This is a genomic window from Nitrososphaerales archaeon, assembly GCA_025058425.1.
Classification (GTDB): Archaea; Thermoproteota; Nitrososphaeria; order Nitrososphaerales; family JANXEG01; genus JANXEG01.
In genome coordinates, this window is sequence record JANXEG010000029.1 from 1 (window position 1) to 16848 (window position 16848).

Genomic DNA, 16848 nt, shown 5'->3' on the forward strand with positions numbered 1-16848 from the left:
ACTATTATTACTCAATTACTCACACTCGTAATTATAATACTATCATAGGTTACACTTTAGACTCATCGCGAAAAGTCTCGATGATCTTCTCAGCCATTACAATCCCTATCATTTCTTGCGCCTCAAAAGTTGAAGCACTAATGTGTGGAGTTGCGATTACATTCTCTAACTTGACCAATTCAGCATCCAAACCCTTTGGGGGTTCACTCTCAAAGACATCCAATCCAGCACCGGCGAGCTTCCCAGATTTTAGAGCCTCAAATAGCGCTTTGCTATCGATAACACCACCTCGTGATGTATTAATAAGGTAGGCACCGTCCTTCATCATAGAAATTTCATTCTTACCAATCATGTGATAAGTCTCTGGTGTTAAGGGTACATGAATTGAAATAATATCTGAATTGCGGAGCAAGTATGGTAGATCTGGAGCTACTTCTACCCCCAACTTACTAGCTACTTCACTAACATCTACAATATCGTATACTAGAATATGCATATCGAAGGCTTTCGCCCTCTTCGCAACCTCTCTACCTATGCGACCGAACCCTATTATACCGAGTCGCTTTCCACGAAGTTCAAAGCCCATAAGTTCATGCTTTAACCATTTACCTTCTTTCATGCCACGATCCGCAATAGGAATCTTTCTAAATAAGCTGAGTAGAAGGGCGAAGACGTTTTCAGCTACAGCCACACTTGAAGCTTCAGGGGTCGATAGAACCTTGATACCTCGCTTTTGGGCCGATTCGAGATCGATATTATCAAGGCCCACACCAGCCCTTCCTATAACCTTTAAATTGGGAGCAGCATTTATGACTTCACTTGTAACCTTCATTCGGCTCCTGACGATAAGGACCTGATAGTCTTGAACCTTCCTTTTAAGATCTTCATATGAAAGGTTGTATTCAAGATCGACCTGAAATCCAGCGTCTTTTAACATTTGAATAGCCTTTTCATGAATCGGTTCGGCGATTAAAATTTTAACTACCAATACCAATTTTATAACACCTATCTGAATATATAAATTTCTTCTTCATACCGACGATCGAGGATCTGCCCCTTTGTTAATAATACAAGTTGCTTAGTTGACAAGTACTTCACAAGTGCGTTGTTCGCTTCTTCAAGGCTCATCCTTCCACTCAACCATTCAATAGGAATATTAATGAAGAGGGGACGGGCTGGAATCACGTGGCGCGTCGTTTTTGGTGCGAAGACCTTCCCAGCTAAAGTTGTATTAATAATATCCTCTTTCGAAAGGCTCGGAGTTACCAACAATGCGAGGACTTCATTATTAATCAATTTACTGTGTGCATCATCGGCAGTTTCAAAGTTGATCGAGAAACCATTGGCCCTAAGAACGATTTCGATCCTTTTAATCATATCATACGTCTCCTTAATACTCATTGAAGAACCTAATATTAATCGTGCATCTTCATTTGAAATAAGTGCGGCTATTGCTTCTCGCTTATTTACGATTTTATGGGCATGATCTTTTAAGCAACGTTCAATGGTAAAATTGAGGCCTTTGATTATCTCCACCACCTTCTCAAAATTCGATGGACCATTTATGGTTCGATACCAATTATAAACTGCTATGTATGGATTCTTGTAATCTACCAGGCAGATGGGGATAAAGCGGCAACCTATATTCTTTGTAGCGACTACTCGATGTACACCATCAAGCACTATATACGTATTTATATCGACGATTACGGGATGCTTTAGATACCCATCTCGCTTTATCTGATCTTCGAGTTTGATTAGAGCGTCAGGCAGAACCTCTTCATGAAGACGAAGTTTATTGATATCTTCGATCACTATTTCAAATTCGATTAGAGGATGATGAATGAAAAATCCCATTTGCTCAAACTTCAAAGATATAAAACCTCCATATATATTTTTGTGATAAAATTAGGATGGATATGCAATTGTAAAAGGATCATCACCAACTCTAATAAACCATTTGAGATTTAAAGGCGAAATTACTCTTATCCTTATACTTCAGCTGAGTAAAAATTTAAAATAGATTGATTAGATCTGAAGCTGATTCATATTTTGAATATCTGCTGAATTATACGTATATCCTCATCTAACTCCTCGATCGAAGCGACACCTATCATACATACATTAACACCAATATCATTAAAGATGTATTGAAATGCATCCTTTGGCTTTACTCTACCACCAGCAAAGGGTTTAATGGCAATTATAGGCTTTTTGGCATTTTTGATCGCCTTGATAGCTAAATCTGGTGTAGGGAACATCATAACACCTAGTGGATTGATAGGTGTGAGATAACCTACAAAATCAAGTCCAGAATCGTCTAAAATTGGTATGCTAACACCAGCGTGATGAATGCCGAGAAGAGTTTTAACATTACAAATCCTCTCTACATGTTCGATCAATTCACCAATTAGATCTATTCTACCAACCATAGATAGAAAGTCCGTTTCTGAACCTAATTCTACAAAGATCAAATCATAATCTCTAATTTGAAGCAATATATCATCGAATGTTTTAAAGTCGATTTCAAGCCTCTCACATTCCCGGTCCGAGTAGGGTTTTAAATTCTGTAGAGCTCTTGGGAAATCCTCTACCCAATTCTCTCTACATTGCAAGATGGGGTCGTTGATATACCGTTCCTCTAACTCATCTGCCAGCTTCTTCTCAAAGTGTAGATAAGTGAGCCACCTCCTATACACGTGAATCGGCTTGCCATCGAGTACAATCGGCAGACCTATGCATGGTATCATACGTAACTTTACATTTAATGAATCCCTTACTTTATCGATCGCTTTAAAGTAACGTTGAGCGACTTTACCATCGGATGGTGATGGGGCACTTAAAACATCTATACCATACTCCATAGCCCTCAATACTATCTTCACGATCTCATTCACATCGGAGAACCTTTCAAGATACATCTGATTTTTCGATCTGCCTTGGTACGATTCTCCTATAAAGGGTAGATGGCCCAGAATTATTTGAGGGAGTAAGGTGTTTCCAAAACTCACATCGGTTACTTTCAACACTTAAAATTTTAAGAAGCTTCTATCGATTTAAATTTTTGTTTGTACTTTGTAATTTTGTATTAGTAATTTACAATCGCCCTAACATCTCCCATCATGTTAGAATTTTGATATAAAGATCTATTTTCTATGAGATTTTTCACAGCTTGGGTTCGAGCAGTAAAGGCCATGATTGCACGACCATACTATTCGATAGGATCCATCAGGCTCACGTATGAACCTATCGGTAGTCATAAATACCGTTACAACACTCTTTTGCCCCACTTCATTCATAAAGTCATGGCAGGCTGATGTGTGACATATCGGCCTAAGTGAGATGCGTTCAACTTCTATTGGTTGCTCACTCTTCAAGATAATCTTCTCTAATAACTCAGATACACTTATCCCTTCTCGCCTCGCCCTCTCCTTGAGCATATCAGACAATTCCTTACTTAATGTAACAGCGGTACGATCTTTCTTAACCATCTTTCCCACTCTTTAACATTAAGTAACTATTCAAGAGCTTTAAAAATAAGTTTTTTGTTAAAGTTAACCCATTCATTAGTATTGCTAAATGAAATAGGAAGATTTAATAGGAGATATTTTGATTCAAAATTTAGAAGGGAGGTTTGGCATCATCTACATCCTCTAGGTTAAGTAGATTAAAGCTCAGAAGTTTCTTCAAAAGGCCGGAGGTTGAAAGACGTACCGCCTTATTAATGATGGCTCTAGTTGCGATCTTCTCCATAGCGCTCATACTTAGAATCTACCCTGCTAAGTATGGATTCTATTTGAATGAGTTCGATCCCTACTTTGACTACCATGCCACGAAATATATCGTCGATAGTTTTGAGCGTAAAGGTTTCTCTGGCCTACTCGATTACTTTACTTGGATCGACAAACGTGCATGGTATCCGGAAGGGAGAAATGTAGCCGTTAGCTCACAAGTCGGCCTCCACTTCGCTGGTGCATTACTTTACCTCATAGCTAAAAACATATTTGGCTTATCGATCTCTCTGTATGATTTCTTAGTCTTATTTCCAGTCTTTGCAGGATCTTTCACCATATTTGCAATTTATCTATTTGTGAAGAAAGTGAGTGGGGTAGGTGCTGGTCTTCTATCATCACTTATCATCGCCCTCTCACCACCAATCATTCATCGTGGAAATCTTGGTTGGTTTAAATCGGAACCTTTCGCACTTCTACTTGCGGTATTCGCCTGTTACCTATTCCTCACCCTTTACGATATAAAGGTGAATAAAAATGAATTGATACTTCGTGCCTTTGCCGTAGGATTCTTACTCGGCTATGCCAATACATCATGGGGAGGTTCTCTTTACTTTAACATAGTCTTCGGGATATTCTTCTTTATCGCCCCATTCATCAAGGATATCGATTTGAGAAGGACCGTCTATGCAGGTAGTGTGATTGTAGCCACAAATTTGATCTTCAGCTCGATCTTTCCTCGACCAGGACCTGGCATCATCGCCAATCCTGCAGGCCTGGTAATCCTATTCGGATTACTCTTTACGATCATCTCTTACTTAATCAGGAGTTCACCCTTTGTGAGATCCTATTGGAAGACTTTGGGAATAACACTCTTTAGCATAGTATTGCTCATCTCGATCATAGCAAGCTTTGGAGGAGTATATGGTGTAAGTGGAAGGTATCTAACGGTTGTATTCCCATTTATAAGATCTGGTAATCCTTTGGTCGAATCTGTAGCCGAACATTTTGTACCTACCGGTTCTGACTACTTCTCTTCATACTCCATACTCCTCATCATAGCCAGTTTTGGTGCGATCATCGCTTTGAGAAAGAGAGGACTTCACTACATATTTATCTTGATTTTGAGCACATCGGGCATATACATAGCATCGTCATTCTCCCGCCTCATGGTGTATTCTTCATTGGCGATAGCGATCCTAGCTGGTATAGGTTTTACCGAACTTACATCGACCATAATAAAACAGATCGCTAAACCGAGTTTGAAAAAGTTCAAAGCCAAACCGGTAGGAAGTGAAGTAAAAGTCCTATATTCAGTATGTATGATTGCGCTATTAACTCTTCCCGTAGTTTATCCACGAGTAAATTGGTTGGAATCTGCAGATATGCCCGTAAGTATAGTAAATGCTGGAACAGGCTACCGTATTCAATTTTCAGACTGGTTTGAGGCTTTGAAGTGGATGAGGGAGAATACAGATCCAAATGCAGTCTTCGCATCCTGGTGGGACTATGGTTACTGGATTACGGTCATGGGTAATCGAACCAGCTTAGCGGATAATGCTACTATCAACTCCACACGTATCGCCCAATTGGGAAGGATGTTTATGTCAGATGAACATACATCATTAAGGATACTTAACGATCTAAAGGCGGATTACGTGCTGATCTTCGTGGTAGGTCAGGCTATAAAGACTCGTGATTTCACATACTATATTCTTGGAGGCGGTGGTGATGAAAGCAAGAAGCAATGGTTTATAAGAATAGGTGGATTGAATATCAGCCAATACCTCTATGAAGATGAATTTACACCAAAACCTTACTTTTGGGAAAGTACACTAATGGGGAAGTTATTACCATTCACACCTATTACATATGGGCGTTTTGATCAATTTGGAAGGTTGGTGGACCAATCGGATGAATATAAGCCAGGATACACTGCCATATACGTCTATGATTTAAAATACCCTCCCGATGGTGATGGGCCACTTAGGCTCGCGTTCGCATCCTCCAGCATTAGAGAGGCCAAGTCCGGAATATTCGCTGGTGTGCTGATATATAAAATCGTGAAGTAGGAGACCATTATCTTTTATTAATGTATACTAAAAACCGTGGTCTTGCAAGAAGTATCGATTTTCGAAAACCTCTAAACTCTTACCACGTAATAATTCGTATAAACATAGACCCAATTAACTTAATGGTCGATCAAATATTTGATCATAAATCAAATATTTACCACAACATTCTGTTAATAAGCTATAAGCTAGAAGCTAGCTAGATGTGTACCTTTCAGCTATCCTATACCGAGCGTATTTATCGTCGGGTGAGAATGGTGCTGGATGAGGATAGGAAGTTTCACCACCACACTTTGGACAATGGCTTTTAAGAGTGTAGATAGCACAGCTATTACATCTCCTTAAAAGTTTTTTCATAAAGATCGTCGAATTATCGAACTGTAGATTTAACCTCCACTCTTCTCCCTAATAAAGTTAAAACTACCGTGCTTCTTTTCAATAATTTCTTTTGCTTTATGGATCGCTGCCTCTAAAGCTTTTTCGGCAGATTTATAATTTTCACCTTCCACCACTATCCTATAACGTGGTGCACCGATATAGCTGATCATAACTTTACAACCACCTACCTTGACACTTTCAGCTGAACGTAAAGCTTCCTTAATTATATGTATACCATCTGGTGCACCGACCCTAATTTCGATGATACCTCTCACCTGTACTGTAGGTATTGTTATCTTCTCTTTAACCACATCTTCTAACGTATCGATGAATTCTTTAGGGAGTTCTAATCTTTCTAGGACCTTCCTCCCTTTTCTTGTCACCTGCTCAAAAGCCTCATACAAACCACCGAACTCTTCAATTAAAATATTCTTGAACTTCGAGCTATCTTCGGGTGTTAAATTTAAATTCTCCTTCACAGTTTTAAAGATCCCTTCCGCCTTCTCTGCCCTCTTGATTTGAATTAACTTCTCTCTTCTCTCCTCCTCCGTAACGTTTCTAAGTGATAGATCTATCTCTTTTCTTGCTTTACTGACTCTAATCACTTTAAGCACCATCTTTTGCCCCACCTTCGCAAACTTCTCAATATCTCTCACCCATCCGGTCGATATTTCAGATACATGTAAAAAGCCGAGCATACCTCGATATTCGTCGAGAGAGACATATACACCATGTGGAGTGATTTCTTTAACGGTAGCGATCACCAACTCTCCTTCTTCAGGGATTTCTTCCACTTCGACCTTCACACTTCTCACCCTTCAATTCTTTAATCTAACCTTCTTATTTGAGTACCGATGATCTTAGCCTTTCCGCCAGTCTTTTCAGCCAATAGATTCCCACACACTCTGCACTTAATATCATGTGTGGTTGCTGAGAATACGACCTGCTCATTTCCACAATTGTTACACTGTACTAAAATAAAACTACTTCTTGGCCTCGGTATAAGTATCCTTTCACGCCTCATACCATATCACTGAGTTACGATTTCAACCTTTTTTAATCTAATCCCTTTTCTTAAGGATTCTCGACCACATTCTCTACACTTTAACTTTAAGGTCTGCTTTTTAGTGGTCTTTGCTGTACGAACCAACTCCGGATACTTTTGCCCTCCATAACCTTTTTTATCTTCAGCATGCCTTCTCGCACCTATGGCCGATGCCCTCTCCTTACCCTTCTTATAGAGGGAGATGGTGTGTAGCGTATGCTTTCTACACTTTGCACAGTACGTTCTAATCTCTTTAGGTATCTTCAATTCAAACGCTCTCCTGTTTTTACATTTAAAAATCATAGCCTATATGAACATTACTTAAAGGACATATTCATTTGAAAGTGATGAGTTATTCGTAAAAATCAAAAAGTACCTTTCATCACCCCACATCTTTCCCGATCTCTCGAGGTCATGTAAAATAGATATTCTATTAAATCGATATCTCTCCTTGTTTGAACCCTTCCCCTCCTCTCAAAGACTCTTCTTTGTATATCGATTGCAGAACTTAAAAAGAGTTCGTAAGCACCTTTACCAAGGCTTTTGGCCCAGATCGTGAATGGTGGGACGTCATCATCCACAAAGCCGAGTACATGTGAAAAGATCCCCACCTTCTTGCCAGCCATGATCGATACATTTATACCAACCTTTGCGTGATCTCCAATAAAACAACCGACGAATTGGCTATTCGTATCAATTATACTATCTTTAATCTTCATACGTACAGTCCCGTATGTATTCTTTAGATTTGAGTTCGTCGCTCCAGCCCCAATATTCACCCATTCACCAATGTACGAATGGCCGATGTAACCATGGTGCCTTTTATTCGAATATCCATGGATAATGGTATCTTCAATTTCACCACCTACTCTACACACCTCCCCTATACTACAATTCCCCGTGATCCTCGCACCATACACGATTGTACCACTACCGATGTAGCAAGGCCCTTTGATATAGGATAGTGGTTGTACTTCAACATCTCTATCGATCAATACAGGCCCTTTCCTTACATCTATTATACTCCCAGCCTCTACAACAGAGCCTTCATTTACGGTAAGTTGAGAAAGTGGGCCGAGGATCTTTACCGATTCTTCAACCTTACCTTTAATACACCCATCCTTGGGTACATCGTCCAAAAGTGAGAAAGGGTTTTGGTTGATCAGATCCCATGGATAATCGATCATCTTTACCCAATCTAAAGATAATCGATTATCGAGTTCTCTACTTAAGTTCATCAAAAGGTTTTGGGAGAGTGGTTTGCATAACATCTGTGAAATCTGTTTAGCAACCCTTTCGCTAATATAAGCAAAGATCACCGTATCACCTTTCATTCCGATCGTATTTAATGGTAGATTCTTAAGTTGGGCCGATAATCGAGAATCCATCAAAACTCTACCATTTAGCAGCAAGGTGTGATCATCTATCTTATCGGGCTCATTGATCGGGAGGTTTACACTATTTAATGCTCGAGCCAGGTAATCTCTTGTAAAAAGAAGAATTCGAAAATCATTAAATTTTGAATGAATTTTCTCATAAAGTGACGAAGTGCCACATCTTAACCCCCAGGTCGGATGCATCAGACTCATCGGTAGTAGATTATCCCACTTCTCATCTTCAAATATAGCTACTATCAAATCGAAGTCTTCCTAGATTTAAGGAGAACAACACAATATATAAACTCCTATGTGCAGTTTTTATCGAAATTATAAATACCTACTATGTACAATGTGCAATTATTCATTTGATAATGAGCCTGAAGAGTAAGGAATTTAACTACCTTTTTCCCATACATGAACGGTATGAGTAGCAAAAAGAGGAAACGTGAAGCACCGATGCCAGCTTCTAGTGCAGGTCTATTGAGATTCTTCGAAGATGAGACGAAGGGTGTGAAGGTCAAGCCAGAGCTGGTGGTAATAACTTCGGTAATCATCATCGTAATCTCGATTCTAATTCGTCTCTTGGCCACTTAGGATTTAAGGATAGCAGGGTGGGAATTATAACTCAGAGAGATCTTACACAAAATATTAGCCGTAGATACAGATTACTCTTTCGGCTCCCTTCCACACTCCAAGCGATCTTCATCACATTACCTACTTCACTCCTTATACTCATTATGCCCAAACTTATTCACCACTTAAATATTACAGCGATATTCACCTCTGCCATCACTTTTACATCTTTACTCTTCATCACTATCCTTATAGACCGTTTATTACTGATGAAGAGCCGACTAGCTACATTCAGACGCCTTATCACACTATCCTTCGCATCTAATTCCCTCTGTTTATTCACAGTGATCATTGGATTCATCACAACTCTATCTTTATCAAGACCTCAAGTGCTCTATAATTTACTCATTCTAGGTTTCTTCTTCTCCGCATCTTTACGCTTTTTAGTGATCAGATCTATATTCACAGATAGAGTTTATTACGCCTTATTGGTAGCACTTATTCAACCTGCATTACTATCAATACCCATCATCGATTATAATCGGCCCATATTTGATCACTCTTCTGCAGTATTTATAGCCCCTATCTCCATAATCACCATGGTAACATACGTTGTAACCCTAGATCGATTGAGTTGGAAGTTGACGAATATTAGACCATTTAAGTTATTAAAGGCTTTTCTTTTAGCGTGGGCTGAAGACGATAAACGCATATTAGAAGGGATATTAGAAAAAGTCAGTATCGATGCGAGGCTAAAAACCTTTACACTATCTTTTGAAGATGGGCATATTAAACCTCTACTTGTAATTTCAAATGTACATTCTGGCCCTCTACATCCCGTAGGAAGCTACAATATCCCTTACGAAATTTATAAATGGTTTTATAATCAAGGCTATAAACCATTAGTATTCCATAGCATTTCTACTCATGAATTCGATCTACCATCCGAAAGAGAGATTAAAAGGTTTCTTCAATCTATGAATAGATTAAGTATTGTGAGTTCTTCTCAAACATGTACACAACCTTACTCGATCACGGTAAGGAAGGCTACGGCCACTGGTATCGCTTTTGGTAAAGTAGTTATGATAATACTGACCCTCTCTCCACATGGTATGGAGGATATCCCACAGATAGTAAAAGAAAGGATCGATGCTTTGGCATATCGAGCCGGCTTTATTCGCACTATCGTGATCGATGCACATAACTCACAAGGTGAGATGCTGAGTAAAGATGATTGTGATGATCTTATTGAAGCATCTGAAGTTTTAATAAATAAATTGAAGGATCTACCTCAATATACCTTTAAAGTAGGTGTGGCACATTCATCGGAATTTAATTTTGAACTCCGTAAGGATGTAGGACCTGCTGGTATCGGAGTTTTTGTAATAGAAGTTAACGGTAATAAGTATAGCATCACCGTCGTCGATGCTAATAATGCTATCGTAGGATTTAGAGAGAATTTAATGAGTGAGTTAAGTAGAAGTATTGCGCCTCAATTAGAATTATGTACAACCGATACACACTTCTCTGCAGGAAGGATTATGAATGCGAAAGGGTACCTAGCGTTGGGAAGTGTAAGTGACGTAAAAAATATGGCGAAGATGATTAATGTGATGGTCGAAAGGGCAGTAAGCCGATTGGTACCAACATCTGCAATAGTGAAGGAGTGCGAATCTGATGTGAGAGTAATAGGGAAGGATTTCCTCAGTTCTTTATCGATCGGATTGGATAAGATCGTTCAACTTGCAAGAAAAGGAGGTATACTTGTTACGAGCATATTTCTCCTATTGATCATGGTTAACATTTACCTTTAATCTAGCGTTGATAAGTTTAATATGAAATGCTTAGTAATTTTAAGGATCGAATGGTGAAATTATTGGAACTCGATGATTACCGAATAGAATTTCCTATAACGAAGAGAGTAGTTTATTTAGATAACGCATCGGTATCCCCAATCCCTCAAAGGTCTTGGAGGGATATTCGAATATTTTATCGGGAGAGGATGTTGGAAGCGGAATCTGCTTGGGAGAAATGGGTAAGGGCCGCTGATGAAGTAAGAAGGTTGGCTGCAAATTTGATCAATGCTTCACCCGAAGAAATCGCTCTATTGAAGAATACTTCAGAGGGGATCAATGTCGTCGCACATGGTTTAAGGTGGAGAAAGGGCGATAGTGTCATCATTACAGATTTAGAGTTTCCAAGTAACATTTACCCATGGTTGAAGTTAAGGAGAATAGGTGTAAATGTAAAGATTGTAAAGCACAGAGATGATGGGACCATTAGCTTAGAAGATATAGATCGAAGTATCGACCGCTCAACCAGATTGGTTGCGATCAGCCATGTCCAATACGGCAATGGGTTCAAAATCGATCTAAAGGAGCTACGGAGATTGACCGAAGGTAGATGCCTTCTACTCGTAGATGCTGTTCAGTCGTTGGGGGCGATTCCAGTAGAAGCAAGGTACGCAGACTTTATCTCCGCTGGAGGCCATAAATGGCTCCTCTCACCATTCGGTGTGAGTATATTTTACGTGAGTAAATCTGTAAAACTTGAAAGCCCATACGTAGGTTGGGCTAGTGTCGAGAGGCCCGATGACTTCTCACCACATATGAAGTTAGCGAAGAGTGCAAGAAGATTCGAAATTGGATGCTTAGACTTCTCCAGTATTTATGGTTTAAGGGCTTCTTTGCAAATGCTTTTAGAAGTAGGCATACGAAGGATAGAATCTCGATTGAAAAGATTGGGTGATATAATCTTCGAAGAAGCCGATAAGCTCCGTATACCTACTCAAACACCGAAAGATCCTTCACAAAGGGCAGGTATATTCAATTTGAAGGTCGATGGTTGTGCGAGAGTTGTGGAAAGATTAAAGAAAGAAAGGGTAATAGTTGCAGCAAGGATGAATGGTATAAGAATTTCACCCCACTTTTATAACAATGAAGAAGACGTATATCGATGTTTAGAGGTTTTAAGTAAGACCATTAAATCTTAATCTTACGATTCTTAATGCTATAATGCCATCTCTTATAGAGATCGGATGAAGCAAGAAATTGCTCAATGAGTGAGCTATTTATATTAAAATGATCTAACTTTTTGAGTGGAATGAATAGGTTTGGTAAAGGTATCGCGATAGCGATAGAAGGATTGGATAAGTCTGGTAAGAAGACTCAAAGTGAGATATTGATGAAGCGGTTAAAAGATGAGGGTTTCCAAGTAGAATTGATATCTTTTCCAGATTACTCTACACCTATAGGGAGGGAGATCAGGGCTTCTCTTACCGAAGAGAGGATTTATTCGATTCGAGTTCGACATTTACTCCTTGCTACAAATCGATGGGAGAGGTATGAAGATATTAAAGGTTGGCTTCAAGAGGGGAAGGTTGTAATTTTGAACCGATACAGCCAATCCAATTTAGCTTATGGTTTGGCCAATGGTTTAAGTTTAAGCTGGTTGATAAATCTGGAGCGGGGCCTTCCAAAGGCTAAATTGGTGATCGTAATCGATATATCCCCTCAAACATCTCTATTGAGAAGCAAATTTGATAGAGATGTTCATGAAAGGGACTTGAACTTCCTTGCAAGGGTTCGCGAGAATTACTTAAACTTAGCTAAAAGGTATAGCTGGAAGGTCATCGATGGCGAAAGATCGATAAATGATGTGGCTGAAGATATCTGGAGGATCGTACACCAGTATATAACCGATCAAAAATTTAAGATATATGCAAATCATTGAAAATTGAGTAAAATAGTTTAAGATTTTTATATACACATGGGATAAGATATCCTCAAACATCATCGTTTTTTATTTATTTATCTTTATCTTTGCCTTATCTTCACATTGTAAAAATCATATCATAAGTTTTCCATGGTATCTTTAATCTTCGTACCAACACAAGATATCGATTTACATTATACTTAAAAATTCGTTCATCATAGAATTATTGATAGTATGAAACCAGCAGCTGAAATTAGAGATCCGATACATGGATATATACGCGTCACAGAAGTAGAACGGGCGATCATCGACACACCGATCTTTCAAAGACTTCGTAGAATCAAGCAGTTGGCCGGTGCACATCTAACCTATCCCGGTGGTCAACACTCTCGCTTTGAACACTCGATAGGGGTGATGCATCTGGCAGATTTTGCAACGAGGACACTCATCAATAAAAATTATCTTGAGAATGAAAGGTTGCAAGAGCTTCGTCTAGCGGCACTTCTCCACGATATCGGGCATGGCCCATTTTCTCATCTAATCGAAGAAGTCATGGCTGAGAAGAGAGGTATCACTCATGAAGATATTGCCCAGAGAGTTTTGCGCGAGACAGAGATCAAAGAAATTTTAGAGAAGTATGGGTTCGATCCAGATTATATGGCCGATTTAACGGTAGCACGTTCCGATCGTAACCCGCCATTCGTGAATGATATATTGGGTGGAGGTTTGAGTGTAGATATAATGGATTACCTTTTACGTGATTCGTACTTCACAGGCGTTGAATATGGCAAAGTCGATGTATACCGAATCATCGATTCTTTTGAAGTGGTGAATGATCATTTAGCCTTGGATTACGCTGCACTTTACGCTTTCGAAGCCCTGATGATCGCAAGGTATGAAATGTTCCGTGCAGTATACTTCCATCGCACGGTAAGAGCGGCTGAGATCATGTTGATCAACGCCATAGAGTTGGCCGATGACGAGCTGGGTCTGACCGATACGAAAGATCTGCAGAGATACCTATCTTTGACCGATGAGTATGTTTTGAGTATGTTAACGAACCTTGATGCACATGGAAAGAAGGATCTGAAGAGGGCGAAAGAATTTGCCATCGGCTATCGTGATAGAAAGTTGTTAAAATGCGTATATGAGAAGTTGATACATAGAAAGGATAAGTTTATGGAGAGGATATTCACTCAAAAGCACATTAGAGAGCGCATCGCTACCGAAATAGCTAATAAAGCAGGAGTGGATCCCGATTGTGTGTATGTAGATGTTCCTACTGCACCATCGATCCCCTATACATCGGCTAGAGAGATTCCAACATCTGTTATTCTTGTATCAAAGACGGCCGAAGGGAAGGAGTATCAGACTATTCCTTTTAGTAACCTCCCACTCGTAGGATCGATCACTGGATACATGGATATACTCAGAGTTTATACTCCAGCTGAATATCGCGTAAAGGTGGAGAAGGCGACAAGAGAATTTTTTGGTAAAGAAGGTTACTCGACGAAAGTTTCGATGTGATTTTGTTTGCATATTTTGTATATGCCGTTAGTATCATTAATCTTTACAAATAAAATCTTTGATTTCAGATAGAAGCATTCTCATAGAGTTTGAATCTAGGTCTTTAGAAGCGTAATAAGATATTAGAGCGATACCATTGGTAACATTTGCAACCAACTCACCCAATATATTCAGAAATACACCACCATACTTACTCGGAATTAGAACCTTCGATTCGACCCTTTCCCCAACCTTTATAGCCATAACTATGGAGCCCAATCTACTTACACCATCCTCTGAAATCGAGAGAAAACAACCGTTGGAAAACTTCAATAACTGCATTCTATACTCTTTACCACCTATGAGTACCTTTCGATCGTTGAATAATTTTGGATTCAAACCCTTAACAAAATAAGTAATTTGGTTAAATTAACCTTACACCAATTCTTCTCAACGAGATCGAAATTGAATTTATTGTAACACCCGGAATAACATCAATGTATAAGTTCAAATTTAAACTCTCTTGCTTTACTAAAAAGAGGGTAACGAAGGTGCGATCACTCTTCACTCAATTTGAAAACCTCAAGCAATTCCTTCTTATTCTCGAAGTAGCCTCGAATCGGTGCGATGATCTTATCGATCTCTTCAGAAACTGCCTCTTTCAAATCGGCGGGATGGATTTCTCTCTTTCTATATGCATCCTCCAACTCCTTATAACTATTGAATGTTATCGGCCCACCGTACTTCGAAGGTCGATCTACATGTAAAGCTTCATATTCATGAAAGATTATGCAACGGGCGATCTCCAATACCGGATTATTCTCCACGACACCCTCGGGGCACCATGCTCTTCTCAATTTACGTTTGATTTCATCTTTAGAATCGTGAATAAATATGCATGTCCAAGGTTTAGACTTGCTCATTTTACTCGACACGATAAGATCCGATCTAGGATCTTCATCCAAACCCATACTTACAGGTTCGGACAGCCCTGGTAACAGGCTATGATGAATAGCGATAGGGGGTTTCCAACCGAGTTTTGGATAGACCTCCCTCGCTAACACATGAACCTTCCTTTGATCCATACCCGAGTGGGCAATATCTACATTCAAGGCCTTTATATCGACACTCTGCATGATGGGGTAGATGTATTGTGCGAAGTCCAACTTCTCTTTTTCACTCCTCCCCATGATCGTCAAGCAACGTACATTTCTAGCGAGTGTGATCTGCTTACTGAATCGAATCAGATTCGCCCAGTACTCATCATTGCCACGATAAAGGTCTGAACCTAAAACTATCTCACAACCCGGGCAGAAGTAAAGAAATGCTTCACTATAATACTTAGCAGCCCTTCTAATCCTCTCCCAATCACCACCCAATTTATTATTGATGTAACTATGCCAATCCGCAAGGAATACCGTACACCTTACACCAGCCTTTAGAAAATCGTTGATTTTAAGCCCACTTACTATGAGACTTCCTAAGTGTAATGGTCCAGATAATTCTAATCCGATGTAATGCTTCGGATGAGTAGTAGTCTCGAAGAGTGTTTTAAGATCCTCTAATGTAATAACCTCTTCGGTAGGAGCTTTTAGTACCAACTCGATCTTTGTGTTTATATCCATATCTATCAACCCGTTAAGATTCTTGCCTTATAACACTAACCCCATCTACACATTCAAACATAAAACATACTCTAAATTTTAATCTTCGGTCTAATTTTGATCTCTATACGTTTTATTCACTAACTTCACAACTATCGTACATACCATTAACGCTATCGTGGATAATACTAAAGCACCACTACCGATCATCACCACGATCGATGATAGCACCAATTCTCCTAAAATGATCATCATGATGCTCATGAGCCATACCAATAAAGGAACCCGAAGCTTTAACTTTAGGATCGCTCTCTTTAACCCTCTATTGGTAAGTATCGGTATTAGGATTACAGGTGCAAAGTATACAGCGCCTATTAAAGCACTCACCACCATACCCGTAACTACAACACTCAATTCATTATTAAAGTTAAATAAATTATTCACGATAACACCAAAGTGTAGTATTCCAAAGAGTGGATAAAGGATAACCTTCGTTATTTCTTTCACGATCGGATATTGATATATAAATTCAGCGATCGATGGGCTGAATGAGTAGTACCATGCATTGAAGAGTTCCATGAATTTGCTACCAGCGAATGTCGATAATACGATACGATCTCTAAAACTCCTCAGGAAATCGACTTCAGAAGATAACTCTGAACCGTAAGTAGCGGTAGCGATGATGCAGGGTCCTCTAGGCGGTGTTGGTGTAGGCGTAGGAGTAGGAGTGGGTGTTGGGGTTGGTGTGGGTGTAGGGGTTGGAGTAGGTGTAGGTGTGGGTGTGGGTGTTGGTGTAGGCGTAGGCGTGGGAGTAGGAGTGGGTGTTGGTGTGGGAGTAGGGGTTGG

At 39.5% G+C, this 16848-nt stretch carries 18 protein-coding genes; 6 read left to right on the forward strand and 12 right to left on the reverse strand.

The window, feature by feature from the left end; translation table 11 throughout:
* Positions 1-49: 49 nt before the first annotated feature.
* The 4 genes from NZ896_04155 to NZ896_04170 all read right to left on the reverse strand — a co-directional run bounded on the left by NZ896_04155 (position 50) and on the right by NZ896_04170 (position 3491).
* A complete protein-coding gene (locus NZ896_04155; protein ID MCS7116646.1) occupies positions 50-994 on the reverse strand; it encodes a D-2-hydroxyacid dehydrogenase in 945 nt (314 codons plus the stop codon).
* Between the two features lie 11 nt (positions 995-1005).
* Positions 1006-1872, reverse strand: coding sequence for a ParB N-terminal domain-containing protein (locus NZ896_04160; protein MCS7116647.1), 867 nt, complete (start codon positions 1870-1872; stop codon positions 1006-1008).
* Positions 1873-2045: 173 nt separating this feature from the next.
* Positions 2046-3026, reverse strand: a complete 981-nt coding sequence (locus NZ896_04165; GenBank protein MCS7116648.1) for a hypothetical protein — start codon at positions 3024-3026, stop codon at positions 2046-2048.
* A 120-nt stretch (positions 3027-3146) separates the two neighbouring features.
* A complete protein-coding gene (locus NZ896_04170) occupies positions 3147-3491 on the reverse strand; it encodes a ribbon-helix-helix domain-containing protein (GenBank protein MCS7116649.1) in 345 nt (114 codons plus the stop codon).
* Positions 3492-3634: 143 nt separating this feature from the next.
* Between NZ896_04170 and NZ896_04175 the strand changes: the two genes are divergently transcribed.
* Positions 3635-5803 carry a hypothetical protein gene (locus NZ896_04175; protein ID MCS7116650.1) on the forward strand — a complete coding sequence of 723 codons (2169 nt, stop codon included), beginning with the start codon at positions 3635-3637 and terminating at the stop codon, positions 5801-5803.
* 195 nt (positions 5804-5998) lie between these two features.
* Here the strand turns inward: NZ896_04175 and NZ896_04180 are convergent, their stop codons facing one another.
* The 5 genes from NZ896_04180 to NZ896_04200 form a co-directional block, all read right to left on the reverse strand.
* Entirely contained in the window at positions 5999-6160 is a 162-nt protein-coding gene (locus NZ896_04180; protein ID MCS7116651.1) for an RNA-protein complex protein Nop10, read from the reverse strand.
* A 29-nt stretch (positions 6161-6189) separates the two neighbouring features.
* The gene (locus NZ896_04185) at positions 6190-6987 is read right to left on the reverse strand and encodes a translation initiation factor IF-2 subunit alpha (GenBank protein ID MCS7116652.1); all 798 of its coding nucleotides are present in this window, start codon (positions 6985-6987) and stop codon (positions 6190-6192) included.
* A 20-nt stretch (positions 6988-7007) separates the two neighbouring features.
* Positions 7008-7205 carry a 30S ribosomal protein S27e gene (locus tag NZ896_04190; protein MCS7116653.1) on the reverse strand — a complete coding sequence of 66 codons (198 nt, stop codon included), beginning with the start codon at positions 7203-7205 and terminating at the stop codon, positions 7008-7010.
* 6 nt (positions 7206-7211) lie between these two features.
* Positions 7212-7493 (reverse strand): 50S ribosomal protein L44e, encoded by a 282-nt coding sequence (locus tag NZ896_04195; GenBank protein ID MCS7116654.1) that lies wholly within the window; start codon positions 7491-7493, stop codon positions 7212-7214.
* Between the two features lie 98 nt (positions 7494-7591).
* Complete coding sequence (locus NZ896_04200) at positions 7592-8863, reverse strand: putative sugar nucleotidyl transferase (GenBank protein ID MCS7116655.1); 1272 nt, start codon at positions 8861-8863, stop codon at positions 7592-7594.
* 165 nt (positions 8864-9028) lie between these two features.
* Here NZ896_04200 and NZ896_04205 point away from each other — a divergent pair, with 165 nt between their 5' ends.
* The 5 genes from NZ896_04205 to NZ896_04225 all read left to right on the forward strand — a co-directional run bounded on the left by NZ896_04205 (position 9029) and on the right by NZ896_04225 (position 14419).
* Complete coding sequence (locus NZ896_04205; protein MCS7116656.1) at positions 9029-9199, forward strand: preprotein translocase subunit Sec61beta; 171 nt, start codon at positions 9029-9031, stop codon at positions 9197-9199.
* A gap of 17 nt (positions 9200-9216) precedes the next feature.
* Positions 9217-10992 (forward strand): DUF2070 family protein, encoded by a 1776-nt coding sequence (locus NZ896_04210; GenBank protein ID MCS7116657.1) that lies wholly within the window; start codon positions 9217-9219, stop codon positions 10990-10992.
* Between the two features lie 62 nt (positions 10993-11054).
* Positions 11055-12170 carry an aminotransferase class V-fold PLP-dependent enzyme gene (locus NZ896_04215; protein ID MCS7116658.1) on the forward strand — a complete coding sequence of 372 codons (1116 nt, stop codon included), beginning with the start codon at positions 11055-11057 and terminating at the stop codon, positions 12168-12170.
* 110 nt (positions 12171-12280) lie between these two features.
* Positions 12281-12910 carry a dTMP kinase gene (gene tmk / locus NZ896_04220; protein MCS7116659.1) on the forward strand — a complete coding sequence of 210 codons (630 nt, stop codon included), beginning with the start codon at positions 12281-12283 and terminating at the stop codon, positions 12908-12910.
* A gap of 216 nt (positions 12911-13126) precedes the next feature.
* Positions 13127-14419: an HD domain-containing protein gene (locus NZ896_04225; GenBank protein MCS7116660.1), complete on the forward strand. Its 1293-nt coding sequence runs from the start codon at positions 13127-13129 to the stop codon at positions 14417-14419.
* 36 nt (positions 14420-14455) lie between these two features.
* On the opposite strand, the gene NZ896_04230 is transcribed toward NZ896_04225, so the two are convergent.
* The 3 genes from NZ896_04230 to NZ896_04240 form a co-directional block, all read right to left on the reverse strand.
* Positions 14456-14797: a hypothetical protein gene (locus NZ896_04230; protein MCS7116661.1), complete on the reverse strand. Its 342-nt coding sequence runs from the start codon at positions 14795-14797 to the stop codon at positions 14456-14458.
* Between the two features lie 158 nt (positions 14798-14955).
* Complete coding sequence (locus tag NZ896_04235) at positions 14956-16023, reverse strand: tyrosine--tRNA ligase (protein ID MCS7116662.1); 1068 nt, start codon at positions 16021-16023, stop codon at positions 14956-14958.
* 90 nt (positions 16024-16113) lie between these two features.
* A partial coding sequence (locus tag NZ896_04240; GenBank protein MCS7116663.1) for a hypothetical protein occupies positions 16114-16848 on the reverse strand: 735 nt, incomplete at its 5' end.

Excerpts from the sequence above, each read along its gene's own strand:
- NZ896_04225 (MCS7116660.1), top strand. The coding sequence starts at position 13,127 with ATGAAACCAGCAGCTGAAATTAGAGATCCGATACATGGATATATACGC.
- NZ896_04205 (MCS7116656.1), top strand. The coding sequence starts at position 9,029 with ATGAGTAGCAAAAAGAGGAAACGTGAAGCACCGATGCCAGCTTCTAGT.
- tmk (MCS7116659.1), top strand. The coding sequence starts at position 12,281 with ATGAATAGGTTTGGTAAAGGTATCGCGATAGCGATAGAAGGATTGGAT.
- NZ896_04170 (MCS7116649.1), bottom strand. The coding sequence starts at position 3,491 with ATGGTTAAGAAAGATCGTACCGCTGTTACATTAAGTAAGGAATTGTCT.
- NZ896_04180 (MCS7116651.1), bottom strand. The coding sequence starts at position 6,160 with ATGAAAAAACTTTTAAGGAGATGTAATAGCTGTGCTATCTACACTCTT.
- NZ896_04235 (MCS7116662.1), bottom strand. The coding sequence starts at position 16,023 with ATGGATATAAACACAAAGATCGAGTTGGTACTAAAAGCTCCTACCGAA.
- NZ896_04190 (MCS7116653.1), bottom strand. The coding sequence starts at position 7,205 with ATGAGGCGTGAAAGGATACTTATACCGAGGCCAAGAAGTAGTTTTATT.